We start from the raw sequence: 15936 nt of genomic DNA, 5'->3' as shown, positions 1-15936 counted from the left end.
TGTCCGCTGCACTGCGCTACGACAAGTATGAAAGCGGTGAAGGCAAGGCCACGCCGAAGCTGGGCGTGAAGTGGACGCCGGCCGACTGGATCGCCTTGCGCGCCAGCTACGCCGAAGGCTTCCGTGCACCGAAGCTGGGCGTGAAGTGGACGCCGGCCGACTGGATCGCCTTGCGCGCCAGCTACGCCGAAGGCTTCCGTGCACCGAACCCGGCCGAGAACGGAGACGGTGGCCTGGCCGCCTTCTCCACGGCCTCGGATCCGATCCGTTGCCCGGACGGTGAAAACCCGGCCCCGGGTGCTTCGCCGGACGACTGCGGCTCGCAGTCGGTTGCGATCATCACCCGTCCGAACAAGGACCTGAAGCCGGAAGAGTCGAAGAGCTACTCGGTGGGCATCGTATTGCAGCCCACCAGCTCCACCTCGCTGACCGTCGATGCCTGGGAAATCAAGCGCACCAACGAGATCGCCCAGGGCGATACCGATGACGCGATCCGTGCCGGCAATGTCCTGCGCGACAACAACCTGCTCAACGGCGTCGCAGGCACCGGCAGCATCCTGGCCGTCAATACCGCCTACATTAACGCCAGCTCCTCGCGCGTTCGCGGCATCGACACCGACATCCGCCAGACCTTCGACATCGGCCCGGGCCAGCTGGAGATGGATCTGCAGTGGAGCCACCTGCTGAAATTCGAGCGCACCAGCGGTGGCAGCACCGATGACTTCCTGGGCACGCACGGCAACTGCGACGTGACCAACTGCATCGGTACGCCGAAGGATCGCATCAACTTCGGTACCACCTGGAAACAGGGTCCTTGGAGCGTGAGCGGCGTTGCCAATTACATCTCCAGCATGGACAACACCGACAAGCGTGGCGGCAAGTACCAGTTCTTCTACTTCGACGGCACGCCGGTGAAGAAGATCTCCTCGTTCACCACCTTCGATCTGTCCGGCCGTTGGGCTGTTACCGACGAGTTCGAGCTGAGCGCTTCGGTCGAAAACGTGTTCGATCGCATCGCTCCGCTGGATCCGCTGACCTATGGCGGCGTGAACTACAACCCGATGCACTTCAGCGGCGCCATCGGACGTTACTTCACTGTCGGCGCCAAGTACACCTTCAAGTAATACCGTTCAACGCACCACCTTCGAAGGCCCGGGCATCTGCCCGGGCCTTCGTCGTTGCGGCCCCTTGCGTGCATGTTCACGGGCACACCGCTACCGTGGGTCAGCGGCATCAGCGCCGCAGGGGACATCATGGCCGCGACATCACAACGCCTCGGGTTGCCCGCGTTGACCGCACTGGTGGTCGGCTCGATGGTCGGTGCCGGCATCTTTTCATTACCGCAGAACGTGGCGCGCAGCGCCGGTCCGGCGGCGGCGCTGCTCGGCTGGGCGGTCAGCGGCGCCGGCATGCTGATGCTGGCCTTCGTGTTCCAGGCCCTGGCCAACCGCCGGCCGGATCTCGATACCGGCATCTACGCATACGCGCGCGAAGGCTTCGGCAACTACATCGGCTTCTCCGCCGCGTGGGGCTACTGGGTTGCCTCGGTGCTCGGCAACGCCAGCTTCTTCGTGCTGATCTTCAGTGGCCTCGGCCACTTCATGCCGGTCTTCGGTGAAGGCAATACCCCGGCCGCCGTGGCCGCTTCGTCGCTACTTCTCTGGACCGTGCACCTGCTGGTGCTGCGCGGCCTGCGCACCGCCGCCATCGTCAACGGCCTGGTGACGGTGGCCAAGCTGCTGCCTATCACGTTGTTCCTGATCCTGGCCGCCGGTGCGTTCCGCATGGATGTGTTCCGTGCCGATTTCCTTGGCGCGCCCGCACTCGGCGATCTCGGCCAGCAGCTGCGCGGCATGATGCTGGTGACCGTGTGGGTATTCATCGGCATCGAAGGCGCCAGCATCTACTCGCGGCGCGCGGCCCGTCGCGCCGATGTCGGCCGCGCCACGGTGATCGGCTTCCTCGGCGTCTGGCTGCTGCTGGTGCTGGTCAGCCTGCTGTCGATGGGCGTGCTGTCGCAGGCCGAACTGGCGGGGTTGCCCAATCCGTCGATGGCTTACGTGCTGCGCGCCATCGTCGGCGAGTGGGGCGCGACGGTGATCATCGTCGGCTCGATCATTTCGGTACTCGGCGCGCTGCTGGCCTGGGTGCTGCTGTGTGCCGAAGTGCTGTACGCCGCTGCGGGCGACGGCACCATGCCGGCCTTCCTGGGACGCGAGAATGCGCGCGGCGTGCCCACCAACGCGCTGTGGCTGAGCAATGGCTTGATCCAGCTGTTCCTGCTGCTGGTGCTGGTCAACTCCGGCAGCTACACGGGCCTGGTGCTGCTGGCGGCCTCGATGAGCCTGGTGCCCTACTTCCTGTCCACCGCGTTCGGCGTGCAGCTGGCGTGGCGCGGGGACGCCTATGCGGGTGAACCGGGCGTGCGCTGGCGTGACTTCGCGGTGGCGCTGCTGGCCAGTGCCTACGCGTTGTGGCTGGTGTATGCAGGAGGCCTCGACAACCTGCTGCTGTCGGTGCTGCTGTATGTGCCCGGCGTGGTGGTGTTCGCACTGACCCGGCTGCAACGCGGTGAGCAGGTATTCACGCGTTGGGAATGGGTGTTGTTCGGCGCCATTCTGGTGGTGGCCATCGCTACGCTGGTAGCGTTCTCCAGAGGTGAGCTGGCACTGTAGAGTCGAGTGCGGGCTCGGCTCTACAACAACGCAAAAAAAAGACCTGCATCTTGCGATGCAGGTCTCTTCAAAGTGGCGCCCGAAGTTGGACTCGAACCAACGACCCCCTGATTAACAGTCAAGTGCTCTAACCGGCTGAGCTATTCGGGCAGACGACTAGTATAACCACTCTTCACGCGCGATGGTAGGGGTGATTCGCAATCATTGCGGCGGCCCGGTACAACTGCTCGGCCACCACCAGGCGCACCAGCATGTGTGGCAGCGTCAATGGTCCAATCGACCACTTTTCGTCGGCCAGCGCGGAAACTTCCGGCGAATGCCCTTCCGGGCCACCGATCAGGAAGGCAAGGTCCCTGCCCTGCCCACGCCAATGCTCCAGCCGCTGCGCCAGCTGTTCGGAACTGAGCTGGCGGCCCGGCACATCCAGCGCCACCACATAGGCATTCTTCGGCAGTGCGGCGATCACGCGCCTGCCTTCGTCTTCGGTGGCGCGGCGCGCATCGCGGCCCTTGCCGCGCAGGCCGGGCTCGATTTCCACCAGATCGAACGGCAGCCAGTGCGACAGCCGCTTCTGGTACTCGGCGAAGCCCTGCGCCACCCAGCCGGGTGCGCGTTCGCCGGTAGCAATCAGGCGGGCTTTCATCAACGGTCCTCCAAAACGTCGACGGCGCCATCGGCGCCGTCGAAGGGATGCATCAACGTGCGGCTCAGGCCACTTCGTCGTCGCTGGACGGCGGCTGGTCGCCAACGGTCCACAGGCGCTCCAGGGCATAGAACTCACGCACGCGCGGCAGCATCACATGCACGATCACGTCGCCCAGGTCGACCAGTACCCATTCGGCTTCGCGCTCGCCTTCAACACCCAGCGGCATCACGTCGAGATTCTTGGCAAAGCGCACGACTTCATCGGCGATCGACTTGACGTGGCGGGTCGAGGTGCCCGAAACGACGATCATGTAGTCGGCAACGCTGGACCGGCCGCGCACATCGATCTCGACCAGGTCCTTGGCCTTCAGGTCTTCGGTGGCTTGGCGGACGCTGGCCAGCAGTTCCGGCACGGACGGCGGCGGGCTGGGCAGATCGACCTTGATGGTCTGGGGCTGGGTCTGGTTGCTCAAAGTGGATCGACTCGATAAACGTGGGGGCGATTATACGGGCAAGCCGGGGCGGCGGCATTCACGGCGTAGGGGAGCGGTACAGGCCATGGGTGGCCACATAGTCGGCCACGGCCGGCGGCAGCAACGCCCGCCAGGGGCCGCCGGCGGCGATCTGCGCACGCACGGCACTGGCCGATTCCTCGCGCAGCGGATGATGCAGGCGCAGGATGCGCCCGGCCGGACTGGCGAACAGGGCCTGCTCGTTGTCGGCCCAGCGGCCTTCCAGGGCGCGGCCAAGTTCGCCATCCACCGAGGCCTGAAGGGGGCTGCCCGGGCGCTCGGCCACCACGAAATGGGCCAGCCCGAACAGTGCCTCCCATTCATGCCAGCGGGTCAGGCCCAGCAGGCTGTCGGCCCCGACCAGCCAGGCCAATGGCCGGCTGGGGCCCAGCTCGCCGCGCAGTTCGCGCAAGGTGTCGACGGTGTAGGACGGGCGGCCGGGAAAGCGTATGGCGCGGTCCAGTTCACGATGGTCCAGCAGCAGGCCAGGCTCATCGCCGATGGCCAGCGAGAGCATGGTGAAGCGCTGGTCAGCGGTTGCGCCCGGCACCGCGCGATGCGGCGGATCAGCCGCCGGCAGCATGCGTACAGCGACCTGCAGTTCGTCACGGGCAGCACGCGCGATGGCGAGGTGCCCGAGGTGCACCGGATCGAAGGTGCCCCCGTAATAGATCCGCAGGCTCATCACTCAGGCCCGCGCCAGCAGGCGCACGGCACGCGGTTCGGCCACGGCCACCAGCAGGCGCTCCAGCGCCAGCCAGGCATCACCGTCGGCGCGCCCCTTGGCGATGCGGTCGACCAGTCCGGCCTCGGCCACGAAACGCTCCCAGCGCTTGCCCTCGGGGTGCCGCTGCAGCGCACGCTTGTAGGGCGCTTGCCGCGATTCCCAGATGCCGCGCGATTTCATTTCGGCGGCCAGATTGCCGCCACGCGCCTGTACCCGGGCCAGGCCGGCACCAGCCAACAGCTCGCGGATCACCATTGGCATCAGTGCGGCCACCGCCTCGCCTTCGCCACGCAGGCCCGCCAGCATGCGCAGCACCGCCGGCGGCTGGCCGGAGAACGTGGCTTCCAGCAGCCGGAAAACGTCATAGCGGGCGGCGTCGGCCACCAGCGATTCCATCCGTTCCACGTCCAGCGCCTGGCCGTCGGCCAGCAACGCCAGCTTGTCGATTTCCTGCGCAGCGGCCAGCAGGTTGCCCTCGACCCGCTCGGCCAGGCGCTGCACGGCGGCCGGATCGGCACGCAGGCCCTTGCCACGCAGGCGGCGCTCGATCCAGTCCGGCAGTTCGTGCGGCTTGATCGCCCACGCCACCGACAGCACGCCGATGCGATTGACTGCCTCGGCCCACTTGCCCTGGTGGGCCTTGCTCCATTCGTTGGCGGTAATCATCAGCACCACGTCCGGCGCCGGGTTGGCGCAGAACTGGCTGATCACCTCGGCCCCGTCCTTGCCCGGCTTGCCGCTGGGCAGGCGCACCTCGACCAGGCGGCGGGCACTGAACAGGCTGGGCGCGTTGAAGCTGGCGTCGAGCTGGTTCCAGTCGAAATCACGCCCATCGGCGTCGAACACTTCCCGCTCGGCAATGCCGGCGGCGCGTGCGCGTGCACGGATGGCGTCGGCCGCCTCAAGCACGCGCAGGGTTTCCGGGCCGGCAATCAGGTAGACCGGCGCCAGCGGGGTGTCAGCGCCTTGGCTGGCCAGCTGCTCCGGACGCAGTTCCATCGTCGCGACTCAGTGCTTGGCTGCGGGAACCGGCTCGGCCGGCTCCGCCCCTTCGATCGGCTTGGCCTTCGGCGCCGTCAGGCTGCCGCCCTTCTCGATCTCGGCGCGCACCACGCTGTCGATGCGGCGGATGATCGACGCGGACATTTCCCGTCGCAGCTCATCGGCCAGGATTTCGCGTTCGGTGGTGGTACCGGTGGCGTCGGTCGGCGGCGAAACGTAGTCGCGCGAAAGTTCGATCACCTGCTGCGGCACCAGCTCGCTGCCATCCTCGCGACGGAAGATGAAGATCACCGCATAGCGCAGGCTGTACTCCTGCGCACGGCCCTGCGAGTCGATGGCGATCGGCAGGTCGCCCCAGCGTTCGGACAGCACCTGGAGCTGGGTACTGGGCCCCTTGCTGTCCTCGTCGGCCAGCTTGGCACCGGATGCCAGCAGGCTGCGATTGAGCAGCTTGACCAGTTCGCTGTAAGGCGCGGTGGAGACCACCTTCACCGGCGCCGTGTCGGTCGGCAGCATCAGCTTGCTGCGCAGATGGAAACCGCAGCCGGCAAGGCCGAGGACAAGAACGAGGGCAAGCAGGATTCGGGTCATGGAGACAGTCTGGCGGAGCCGGGCGATCACGGCAACACACAGCCTGCCCGAAGCCGCGTGAATGCAGGGCCATCAAGTGCATGGCCCCGCACCGGGAAGGTACCGGCCACCGCGTGGGTGACCGGCCCAGGATGCATCAGGCAGCGACGATGTTCACGATCTTGCCCGGCACGATGATGATCTTGCGCACGGTCAGGCCTTCCATGAACTTGGCCGCATTCGGCTCGGCCAGAGCCAGTGCTTCGACCTGCTCGCGTGCAGCGTCGGCGGCCACCTCGATGGTGCCACGCAGCTTGCCGTTGACCTGCACGGCCAGGGTCAGCGCGTCGCGCACCAGCGCACCGGTGTCGGCCTGCGGGAACGGCTGGTCTTCCAGCAGCGTCTCGCCATGGCCCAGCACCTGCCACAGGGCGTGGCTGGCATGCGGGGTGATCGGGTTCAGCAGCAGCACGATGGCCTGCAGCGCTTCCTGGCGCACCGCACGGCCCTGCTCGCTGCCGTCCTCGAACTTGGCCAGCGCGTTCATCAGTTCCATCACCGCCGCGATGGCGGTGTTGAAGCTGTGGCGACGGCCATAGTCGTCACCGACCTTGCCGATGGTCTCGTGGGTCTTGCGACGCAGTGCCTTCTGGTTGGCGTCCAGCGCGGCCACGTCCAGCGCCGGGGCGGCACCGTCGGCGGCGTGCTTCTGCACCTGGGCCCACAGGCGGCGCAGGAAGCGCGCCATGCCGTCCACGCCGGCTTCGTTCCACTCCAGCGACTGTTCCGGCGGGGCGGCGAACATCGAGAACAGGCGCACGGTGTCGGCACCGTACTTGTCGACCATCGCCTGCGGGTCCACGCCGTTGTTCTTCGACTTGGACATCTTTTCAGTGCCACCGACCACCACCGGCTGGCCGTCGGCGATCAGCGTGGCGCCAGTGATGCGGCCGCGCTCGTCGCGCTGCACTTCCACATCGGCCGGATTGATCCAGTCCTTCGAGCCGTCCGGGTTCGGGCGGTAGTAGGTCTCGGCGATCACCATGCCCTGGCACAGCAGGTTGCGTGCCGGTTCGTTGCTGTCCACCATCCGCGCGTCGCGCAGCAGCTTGTGGTAGAAGCGGAAATACATCAGGTGCAGGATCGCGTGCTCGATGCCGCCGATGTACTGGTCGACCGGCAACCAGTAATTGCCGCGCTTGTCGACCGCATCACGGGCACCCGGCGAGGTGTAGCGGGCGTAGTACCAGCTCGACTCCATGAAGGTGTCGAAGGTGTCGGTCTCGCGCTCGGCCGCGCCGCCGCATTCCGGGCAGGTGGTCTTGCGCCATTCCGGATCGGTCTTGATCGGCGAACCAGTCCCCGAGAACGCCACGTCCTCCGGCAGCACCACCGGCAGCTGCTCTTCCGGCACCGGCACCGCACCGCACTTGTCGCAGTAGATCACCGGAATCGGGCAACCCCAGTAGCGCTGGCGGCTCACGCCCCAGTCGCGCAGGCGATAGTTGACGCGGCGCTGGCCCTGGGCCTTGCGCTCGAAGCGTTCGGCCAGGGCTTCGAAGGCGCCCTGGAAATCCAGCCCATCGAATTCGGCCGAGTTGACCAGCTCGAAGGCACGGTTCTTGTCGCTGTACCAGTCCTGCCAGCGGGCACCATCCCAGGTGCGCTCGTCGTCGTTGCGCGGATCCTTCAGCGCGATCACCTGCTTGATCGGCAGGCCGTACTTGTTTGCCACTTCATTGTCGCGCTGGTCGTGGCCCGGAACAGCCATCACCGCACCGGTGCCGTAGCCCATCAGCACGAAGTTGGCGACCCACACCGGCACCTTTTCGCCGGTGACCGGATGGATGGCACGCAAGCCGGTGTCCATGCCGCGCTTTTCCTGGGTTTCCAGCTCGGCCTCGGACACGCCACCCTGCTTCATTTCCGACAGCAGCGCAGCCAGTTCCGGGTTGTTCTTCGCCGCATGCAGGGCCAGCGGATGTTCGGCGGCGATCGACACGAAGGTCACGCCCATCACGGTATCCGGACGGGTGGTGAACACGCGCAGCGGATCCAGCGCAGTGCCGTCGACATCACGCACGTCGAACTGGATTTCCAGGCCCTCGGAGCGGCCGATCCAGTTGCGCTGCATGGTCTTGACCGAATCCGGCCAGCCGTCCAGTTCATCCAGGCCGTCCAGCAGTTCCTGGGCGTAATCGGTGATGCGCAGGAACCACTGCGGGATCTCGCGCTTCTCGACCAGCGCGCCGGAACGCCAACCACGGCCATCGATGACCTGCTCGTTGGCCAGCACGGTCTGGTCGACCGGATCCCAGTTCACCACCGCATTGCGGCGGTAGGCCAGGCCCTTGCGCATCAGGCGCGTGAACATGCGCTGCTCATGGACATAGTAGTCCGGGCGGCAGGTGGCGAATTCGCGCGACCAGTCCACCGCATAGCCCATGGCCTTGAACTGGCCACGCATGTGCTCGATGTTCTTGTAGGTCCAGGCCGCCGGTGCGGTCTTGTTCTTGATTGCCGCGTTCTCCGCAGGCAGGCCGAACGCGTCCCAACCCATCGGCTGCAGCACGTTGTGGCCGGTCATGCGCTTGTAGCGGCTGATCACGTCGCCGATGGTGTAATTGCGCACGTGGCCCATGTGCAGCGCACCGGACGGGTACGGAAGCATCGACAGGCAGTAGTACTTCGGCTTGTCCGAAGTCTCGTCGACTTCGAAGGCACGGGTGGCGTCCCAGTACTTCTGGGCGGCGGATTCAACCTGCTGCGGGTCGTAGGCGTTGGTTTCAGCGCTGGTCATGGAACACGCGGATGCGGCGGCAAAGCGGTACAGCGTACCGCAGTGCGGCAAACGTCTCCAATCCTGCCCGCCGACCGCCGGCCCCGCCAGCGCCCGGAGCCGGTCTCAGCGCGGTCGCGACAGCGGCAGGGCCAGCGCCAGCCAGACCGCCCAGCAGGCGAATGCAAGCCGCTGTGCCAGCGGCGCCGGCAGCACGCCCTGCAGCGCAAAGGCAGCCAGCGCCGCCAGCACGCCACAGGCGATCGCCACCCCGCCCAGGGCGCGGCCGTGCGTCTGGCGCAGCTGCGAGATGCCCAGCAACAGGGTGCCGGCGACGAAGCCCAGCACCCAGATCATCCAGGCACTGGCGTGCAGCTGGCTGGCCGGCCCGTGCAGATCGTCCACATCCAGCGGCATCAAGCCCATCGCGGTGAAGGCCAGTCCGCCCAGCAACAGCATCTGGCTGCCCACCCGCGGCGCCCAGCCAGCACTGGCCGGCAGCTGTCGGCGCAGGCACTCGGCCACGACCACCGCCAACAGGCCCGGCAGTACGAAGCCCAGCAGATTGAAGGCCAACGCGTGCGGCACGCCGTGTGCGCCCAGCAGGGCCACCGGGTGAATGGCCTGTGCATAGCCGTCCAGGCCGGCGCCGAAGCCCAGCACCGCCAGCACGAACAGCAGTGCGGCGGCGGGGCCGGACAGACGCAACAGGGAAGACGGGGAGGTCATGCGGGCTCCAGGAGCAACGGCGGCGGGAACGACGCATTGTCGGGCATTTGCCGCAGTCCGGGTTGAGACTGGCATCGATCGTCACCATAGAATCGGTCTCCAGATGCCAATCGATGCCTCCCCCATGACCGAGACGACCTACGTATTCGACGCCACCACTGCGACCTTCGAGGCCGAAGTCCTGCAGAAGTCGCTGCAGACGCCGGTGCTGGTCGACTTCTGGGCCACGTGGTGCGGCCCCTGCAAGACCCTGGGGCCGATGCTGGAAAAGCTGGCCGCCGAATACAACGGCGCCTTCGAGCTGGCCAAGGTCGATGTCGACAAGGAACAGCAGATCGCCGCCGCCTTCCAGATCCGCTCGGTGCCGACCGTGTTCCTGGTCAAGGGCGGCCAGCTGGTGGACGGCTTCCCCGGCGCCATCCCGGAAGGCCAGCTGCGTGAGTTCCTGGCCCAGCACGGCATCGTGCCGGCCGACGTCGGCGACACTGCCGCCGAGGACGAAGCGCCGTTGGATCCGCAGGCACAGGTGGACGTACTGCGTGCGCAGATCGCCGCCGAGCCGGACAAGGACGAGCTGAAGCTCGACCTGGCCCTGGCCCTGCTGCAGATCGGCGGCGTGGACGAAGCCGGTACGCTGATCGACGGCCTGCCCGCCAACCTGGCCACCGACGACCGCGCCGTGCGCGCCCGCGCCCGGTTGTCCTTTGCCGCTGCCCTGAAGGACGCCCCGGCCGCCGAGGTGCTGGACGCGCGCATCGCCGCCAACGGCAATGACCTCAAGGCTCGCCACCTGCGCGGCGTGCAGCTGCTGCTCGGCGGCCATGACGAAGCCGCGCTGGCGCAGTTCCTGGAAATGCTGCGGATCGACCGGAGTTTCGAGGAAGGCCTGCCGCGCAAGGCGCTGATCGATGCCTTCAATGTGATCTCCGACGAGGACCTGGTCGGCCAGTACCGCCGCAGGATGGCCTCCCTGCTGTTCTGAACGGAAGCCGGGTTCGTTCAGAATCCCTGCACTGGACGCGGGCAATAATGCGCACGATGGCGGCCGTAGGGCCGCCACGATCCGTTCGGGGGGATGAGGTCGGGGCCATGGGGTCTTGCAGCTGCACCCCCGCATTGCCGGGATTGCAAAACTGTGACCTTCGTCCGCTCGCTGTTGTTTGCCATGCGCTTCCAGGGCGCCCTGCTCTGTGCCCTGCTCTGTGCCCTGCTTCTGCTGCCGGCCATCGCCGCCGCGCAGGACTGGAACTACCGGGTCCGCCCCGGCGACACCCTGTGGGATCTGGGTGGCGTGTATCTGAAACCCTCGGTGCGCTGGCAACAGCTCCAGCAGCACAACCGAATCGACAACCCCTACCGGCTGCCGCCTGGCCAGCTGCTGCGTTTCCCCATCAGCTGGCTGCGCATCGAACCGGCACCGGCGCGGGTGCTCTCGGTCCGCGGCAAGGTCGAACTGTCCAGTGGAGACGGCAGCGCCAGCCGCGCCATCCAGGCCGGCGAGCAACTGCATATCGGAGACACCGTACAGACCGAGGGCGAATCCAGCGTCACGCTGGAATTTGCCGATGCGTCGCGCCTGCAGCTGCGTGAGTACTCGCGCCTGCGCCTGGACCAGCTCAGCCGCTACGGCCACACCGGCATGGTCGACACCCGCCTGCGCCTGCAGCAGGGCCGCGCCAGCAATCGGGTGACGCCCGCGCGCGGCCCGGCATCGCGTTACATCATCGATGCGCCCACCGCCACCAGCAGCGTGCGCGGCACCGTCTTCCGGGTCAGTGCCGGCGACGGTCGTGATGCCGCGGCCACCGAGGTCCTGCAGGGCAAGGTGCAGGTCGGCAACGCCCATGGCCAGCGCATGGTCCAGCCCGGACAGGCCACCCGCAGCGCCAGCGCAGACGCCGCACCGGACGCAGTCTCCGCACTGCTGCCGGCACCGCAGCTGCGCAACGATGAACTGCGCCTGGCCCCGTTGCCGACGCTGCTGGCATGGACTCCGGTCACCGGCGCCGCGCACTACCGCGTTGAAGTGGTAGAGGCAGCCACGCCGGAGATCCTGCTGTTCGCTGCCACCACCCCCGATACCCGCCTGGCCATCGGCGATCTGCCGCCGGGCCAGCTGCGCATCCTGCTGCGCGCGGTCGATGCGCAGGGTGTGGAAGGCATCGACGCCAGTGCCGACTTCGAACTCAGCGACCAGCCCCCACCGCCGCTGACCCTGACCCCGCTGCATGGACAGACAATCAACAGCGACCGCCCGCGTTTCCGCTGGAGCCAGGCCCCCGGTGCGCGCAGCAGCGTGCTGCAGATCGCGGCTGATTCCACCTTCGTACAGCCACTGCAGGAACAGACCAGCACCGGCACCGACCTGCGCCTGGCGCAGCCATTGCCGCCGGGTCACTACTTCTGGCGGATCGCCTCCCGCAGTGCCGATGGGCACCAGGGGCGCTATGGCCAGGCCCTGCCACTGCAGCTGAGCAACGAGCCGGTCGATCCTGCGCTGCAACCGCCCGAGGCCGCGCACGGTGAACTGACCCTGCGTTGGCAGGCCGGCAGCGAAGGCCAGCGCTATCGCGTGCAGGTCGACCGCCGCGGCGACTTCAAGGCACCCCTGGTCGACGAAACCGTGGCCGAACCGCAGGTCAGCTTCAAGCGCCCGTGGCGCGGCACCCTGCACGTGCGCGTGCAGTACATCGACGATGACGGCCATGCCGGCGAGTTCTCGCCTGCCCAGCAGATCGCCCTGCCGTGCCGCCTCTGCTATGGCACCGGCGGCGGTGCTCTGCTGCTGTGGCTGCTGTTGTGAGGCGCTCGCCGCTGCCGTGGTCGAAGCGGATCCTGCTGGCCATGCTGGCCGGGATACTGACCCTCGTCGCCAGCCAGGGCCAATGGCTGTGGCGGCAGGACGAGGCCACCTACGACGCGATGGTCGGCAACTGGGACTATCGACCCGACCCTAGCGTGCTGATCGTGGCCATCGACGAAGGCAGCCTGCAACGCATCGGCCAATGGCCGTGGCCGCGCTCGGTCCACGCCCGGTTGCTGGATCGCCTGACCGATGCCGGTGCCGAACGGGTCGCGCTGGATCTGATGCTGTCCGAGCCGGACCGCCGCGACAGCCGCCAGGACGAGGCGCTGGCCGCGGCCATCCGTCGCAATGGCCGGGTGGTGCTGCCGGTGCTGGCCGCACCGGCAGCCGGTGATCGCATGGCCGAGGAAATGCTGCCGGTTCCGCAGATCGCGGCCAGTGCCGCCGCCATCGGCCACACCGACGTTGAGGTGGACAGCGACGGCGTCGCCCGCGGCATCTACCTGCATGCGGGCATCGGCAAGGCGCATTGGCCGGCGCTCGGGCTGGCCCTGACCGGCCTGCCCGCGGGCGCGGTGCGCGGACTGCCCGACCCTGATCCCGAGGTGGGCTCGCCTTATCAATGGCGGCGCAACGACTACGTGCGGGTGCGCTATGCCGGACCTCCCGAGCAGTTGCCGCAGGTTTCCTACGCAGACGTACTCGATGGCCACGTGGACATGGCGATGCTGCATGGCCGCCGCATCATCGTCGGCATGACCGCCAGCGGCATCGCACCGCGCCTGCTGACCCCGACCACCCGCGAGTTCTGGATGAGCGGCAGCGAGTACCAGGCCAACATCGCCTCGATGCTGCTGCAGCACAAGCAGATCGAGGTGCTGCCCCGCTTCTGGCAGCACACCATCAGCGCGGTGCTGGTGGCGCTGTGCGTGATCCTGCTCGGCCTGCGCCTGCCGTGGCTGGCGGCGCTGAGTTCGCTGCCGCTTGCCCCTCTGCTGAGCTGGTTGCTGTTGCGCACCATCAACCTCTGGTGGGCGCCAGCCACCGCCCTGCTGGGCGTCCTGCTGGTCCTGCTGGCCTGGGCGATCTGGCGGATTTCGGCCTGGCACCGGCAGGCCAACCGCGACGCACTGACCGGCCTTGGCAATCGCCTGCGTTTCGAACAGGCGTTGCAGCAGGAATGCGACGCCGCACGACGCAACGGCAAGCCACTGAGCCTGGCGCTGATCGACGTCGACCACTTCAAGCGCCACAACGACCGCCATGGCCACCAGGTCGGCGACCGCGTGCTGCGGGACGTCGCCCGGTTGATCGGCGCGCATGCGCGGCGGCCGCGCGACATGGCCGCGCGTTACGGTGGCGATGAATTCGCACTGGTACTGCCCGATACCCCGGCCGAAGGCGCGCGGCTTGTCATCCAGGACCTGATCGACTGCGTACGTGCGTTGCCGGTACACGGTGACGGCAGCGACGACCGGGTGACGCTTACCATCGGCGTGTTCACCCGGGTACCGGAAGGCGGGCTGCATCCGCATCATTTCGTCGAAGGGGCCGACACCGCGCTGTACCAGGCCAAAGCCAACGGGCGCGACGGGTATGTGATCGACGGCGGCGCGTGACCGGCACCACCAGGGTGCAACATACGCATGCGAATGGTTAGACTGGACACCTCGCCCAGCGCCCCCGGATCCGCATGAACGCCTGTCTGTTCCGCTTCGGCATCAACCTCTGGCCGCCCTTCCTGTTCACCGGCATCCACGTCACCCGCATCACCCCCGACTACCGGCAGATCGATGTCGAGCTGCGCCTGCGGCCATGGAACCGCAACTACGTCGGCACCCACTTCGGCGGCAGCCTGTTCGCGATGACCGATCCATTCTGGATGCTCGGCCTGCTGCACACCCTCGGCCGCGACTACTACGTGTGGGACCGCGCCGGCACCATCGACTTCCTCAAGCCGGGCCGTGGCATCGTGCGGACGTCGTTCCGCATCGACGACGCGCTGCTGGATGAACTGCGCGCCGAAGCGGCCAGTGGCGAGAAGGTGCTGCGCTGGTTCAGCAACGACGTGATCGATGAAAGCGGCGAGGTGGTCGCACAGGTCCGCAAGCAGGTGTACCTGCGGTTGAAGCCACACGCACGCTGAGCGCGCCTCAATCGCGCGCCAATGCAGTCGAAGCTGGCTCCGCCTGCAGCGGTACCGACAGCCACGGGTTCTCATCAGCGCTGCGCGCTGGAGAGCGCCGCGGCACCTGTAGATGGCGGCCATCCGCCGACAAGCGCGGCACCCGCACCGGCGAGGCGAACTGCGCCGGCAACCGCTGCAGGGCATCCACCGGATCCCCCGGCTGCTGCCGCAGCCAGCGCTGTGCACCCAGTAGGCGCAGCATCGCCGCGGCGTCCTGGGTGCGCGACGAATAGGCCGGATAGACCGGACCCGCAATGTCGGTCAACAGGCAACCCATGACGTTCGACAGGCAACCAAAGTCACGCTGCGGCGGCGCCGGCACCGGCAACGGACGGTCCGCCTCCAGCGCAGCGGTCGCCGTCGCGCCACAGGCCCAACCGAGATTGCCGGCCGCACGGGCCAGGGTGCTGCTGCGGTCCAGTACCAGCGCGCCGCCGAATTCCCGCGCCGAGGTCTCGATCGCCACCCGGTTCATCGCATACTCGCCCTGCATCGCACGGCACAGGCTCTGCTCGTCGGCCCGCATCGGCTGCATGGCCTGTTCGCATTCGGCCGGCAGCGGGCGATCGGCAGGCAGTTCGACCAGCATGTCGGCCAGCAGCTGCGCGTTGGCCTGCACCAGGCTGGCGCCGATGATGCTTTCGACCAGATAGCTGCCACCGGGCACCAGCCGCCGGCCCAGCTGCACTCCCCGGCAGCTGCCGCGCAGGGCACCGTCGATGTCACCCTGTACGAACGCCAGCGCGCGTGCGCTGGTGGCATCGACCACCAGCCCGTAGGTCGGCATCGGCACCAGGATGCCCTCGCCCTTCGGCTGGAACGGCGATACGAAGTAGTCTGCTTCGGCGAGCTGATCCAGCCGCGCGTGCAACTGCTGGTGCCCGGCATGGGCCTCCACGAAGCGTTGCGGGTCCGCGCGGACCTGGGCGAGGCAGCCGCGGGCGGCCGGCCCGCAACTGGCACCGGGCCGCGAGCGCAGCTCGGCATGGTTGGCCACCAGGTGTGTCTGGCCGCCGCTGCTGCCCCGCAGGTCGGCCTCCCAACGGCGCACGTCCTCGGCCAACGCCTGCTCGCGCTGGCGGGCATCCAGATCGTCGAACGGCAGCGTCCACAACAGGGCATAACCGTTGCGCCCGCTCGCCGGCAGCCGCGCTTCCAGCCGTTTCTGCGCCTGCAACCGCGATTCCGGCACCGGCCACATGCGTGAGGCGCACCACACCACGATGGTCAACAGCAGCAGGCCCGCCAGGGTCCAGCCCAGTCCGCGCAGAATCTTCAACACAGCTTCCCTTCCATGGCTCGT

General features: G+C 67.6%; 14 protein-coding genes and 1 tRNA gene. 6 read left to right on the top strand and 9 right to left on the bottom strand.

Features of this window, described 5'->3' with window-relative positions; genetic code table 11:
* The coding region (locus tag H4O10_RS17750) for a TonB-dependent receptor (protein ID WP_182681060.1) at positions 1 to 1124 on the top strand (1124 nt) is incomplete at its 5' end.
* A 129-nt stretch (positions 1125 to 1253) separates the two neighbouring features.
* Positions 1254 to 2675: a basic amino acid/polyamine antiporter gene (locus H4O10_RS17745; RefSeq protein ID WP_049453448.1), complete on the top strand. Its 1422-nt coding sequence runs from the start codon at positions 1254 to 1256 to the stop codon at positions 2673 to 2675.
* A gap of 73 nt (positions 2676 to 2748) precedes the next feature.
* Here the strand turns inward: H4O10_RS17745 and H4O10_RS17740 are convergent.
* From H4O10_RS17740 to H4O10_RS17705, 8 genes are all read right to left on the bottom strand, one after another.
* Positions 2749 to 2825: transfer RNA gene (locus H4O10_RS17740), tRNA-Asn, on the bottom strand.
* Positions 2826 to 2847: 22 nt separating this feature from the next.
* The gene (gene rlmH / locus H4O10_RS17735; protein WP_049453118.1) at positions 2848 to 3318 is read right to left on the bottom strand and encodes a 23S rRNA (pseudouridine(1915)-N(3))-methyltransferase RlmH; all 471 of its coding nucleotides are present in this window, start codon (positions 3316 to 3318) and stop codon (positions 2848 to 2850) included.
* A 64-nt stretch (positions 3319 to 3382) separates the two neighbouring features.
* On the bottom strand, positions 3383 to 3793 hold the full coding sequence (gene rsfS / locus H4O10_RS17730; protein WP_005410536.1) for a ribosome silencing factor: 411 nt from the start codon (positions 3791 to 3793) through the stop codon (positions 3383 to 3385).
* Between the two features lie 58 nt (positions 3794 to 3851).
* On the bottom strand, positions 3852 to 4520 hold the full coding sequence (gene nadD / locus H4O10_RS17725; RefSeq protein ID WP_171968551.1) for a nicotinate-nucleotide adenylyltransferase: 669 nt from the start codon (positions 4518 to 4520) through the stop codon (positions 3852 to 3854).
* Positions 4521 to 5558 carry a DNA polymerase III subunit delta gene (holA, locus tag H4O10_RS17720; RefSeq protein WP_049453115.1) on the bottom strand — a complete coding sequence of 346 codons (1038 nt, stop codon included), beginning with the start codon at positions 5556 to 5558 and terminating at the stop codon, positions 4521 to 4523.
* Positions 5559 to 5567: 9 nt separating this feature from the next.
* Positions 5568 to 6152 carry an LPS assembly lipoprotein LptE gene (lptE, locus tag H4O10_RS17715; protein WP_088470409.1) on the bottom strand — a complete coding sequence of 195 codons (585 nt, stop codon included), beginning with the start codon at positions 6150 to 6152 and terminating at the stop codon, positions 5568 to 5570.
* A gap of 136 nt (positions 6153 to 6288) precedes the next feature.
* Entirely contained in the window at positions 6289 to 8931 is a 2643-nt protein-coding gene (leuS, locus tag H4O10_RS17710) for a leucine--tRNA ligase (RefSeq protein WP_049453120.1), read from the bottom strand.
* Between the two features lie 105 nt (positions 8932 to 9036).
* Entirely contained in the window at positions 9037 to 9639 is a 603-nt protein-coding gene (locus tag H4O10_RS17705; protein WP_049453111.1) for a DUF998 domain-containing protein, read from the bottom strand.
* Between the two features lie 124 nt (positions 9640 to 9763).
* Between H4O10_RS17705 and trxA the strand changes: the two genes are divergently transcribed.
* The 4 genes from trxA to H4O10_RS17685 all read left to right on the top strand — a co-directional run bounded on the left by trxA (position 9764) and on the right by H4O10_RS17685 (position 14591).
* Positions 9764 to 10621: a thioredoxin gene (gene trxA, locus H4O10_RS17700; protein WP_005410542.1), complete on the top strand. Its 858-nt coding sequence runs from the start codon at positions 9764 to 9766 to the stop codon at positions 10619 to 10621.
* Positions 10622 to 10774: 153 nt separating this feature from the next.
* The gene (locus H4O10_RS17695) at positions 10775 to 12442 is read left to right on the top strand and encodes a FecR domain-containing protein (protein ID WP_049453109.1); all 1668 of its coding nucleotides are present in this window, start codon (positions 10775 to 10777) and stop codon (positions 12440 to 12442) included.
* Positions 12439 to 14064 (top strand): CHASE2 domain-containing protein, encoded by a 1626-nt coding sequence (locus H4O10_RS17690; protein ID WP_033835328.1) that lies wholly within the window; start codon positions 12439 to 12441, stop codon positions 14062 to 14064. Before H4O10_RS17695 ends, H4O10_RS17690 begins: the two co-directional genes overlap by 4 nt.
* A 74-nt stretch (positions 14065 to 14138) precedes the next feature.
* Complete coding sequence (locus H4O10_RS17685; RefSeq protein ID WP_049453107.1) at positions 14139 to 14591, top strand: DUF4442 domain-containing protein; 453 nt, start codon at positions 14139 to 14141, stop codon at positions 14589 to 14591.
* A gap of 7 nt (positions 14592 to 14598) precedes the next feature.
* Here the strand turns inward: H4O10_RS17685 and H4O10_RS17680 are convergent, their stop codons facing one another.
* Positions 14599 to 15915, bottom strand: a complete 1317-nt coding sequence (locus H4O10_RS17680) for a hypothetical protein (RefSeq protein ID WP_049403488.1) — start codon at positions 15913 to 15915, stop codon at positions 14599 to 14601.
* Positions 15916 to 15936 lie beyond the last annotated feature (21 nt).

The sequence above is a fragment of the Stenotrophomonas sp. I18B00994 genome (assembly GCF_014145825.1).
Taxonomy (GTDB): domain Bacteria; phylum Pseudomonadota; class Gammaproteobacteria; order Xanthomonadales; family Xanthomonadaceae; genus Stenotrophomonas; species Stenotrophomonas maltophilia.
This window is presented reverse-complemented; position numbering and strand designations above follow the sequence as displayed.

Bases quoted from the DNA above. Each gene is read 5' to 3' on its own strand.
- H4O10_RS17745 (WP_049453448.1), top strand. From the start codon at position 1,254: ATGGCCGCGACATCACAACGCCTCGGGTTGCCCGCGTTGACCGCACTG.
- rlmH (WP_049453118.1), bottom strand. From the start codon at position 3,318: ATGAAAGCCCGCCTGATTGCTACCGGCGAACGCGCACCCGGCTGGGTG.
- holA (WP_049453115.1), bottom strand. From the start codon at position 5,558: ATGGAACTGCGTCCGGAGCAGCTGGCCAGCCAAGGCGCTGACACCCCG.
- lptE (WP_088470409.1), bottom strand. From the start codon at position 6,152: ATGACCCGAATCCTGCTTGCCCTCGTTCTTGTCCTCGGCCTTGCCGGC.
- leuS (WP_049453120.1), bottom strand. From the start codon at position 8,931: ATGACCAGCGCTGAAACCAACGCCTACGACCCGCAGCAGGTTGAATCC.
- H4O10_RS17705 (WP_049453111.1), bottom strand. From the start codon at position 9,639: ATGACCTCCCCGTCTTCCCTGTTGCGTCTGTCCGGCCCCGCCGCCGCA.
- trxA (WP_005410542.1), top strand. From the start codon at position 9,764: ATGACCGAGACGACCTACGTATTCGACGCCACCACTGCGACCTTCGAG.
- H4O10_RS17685 (WP_049453107.1), top strand. From the start codon at position 14,139: ATGAACGCCTGTCTGTTCCGCTTCGGCATCAACCTCTGGCCGCCCTTC.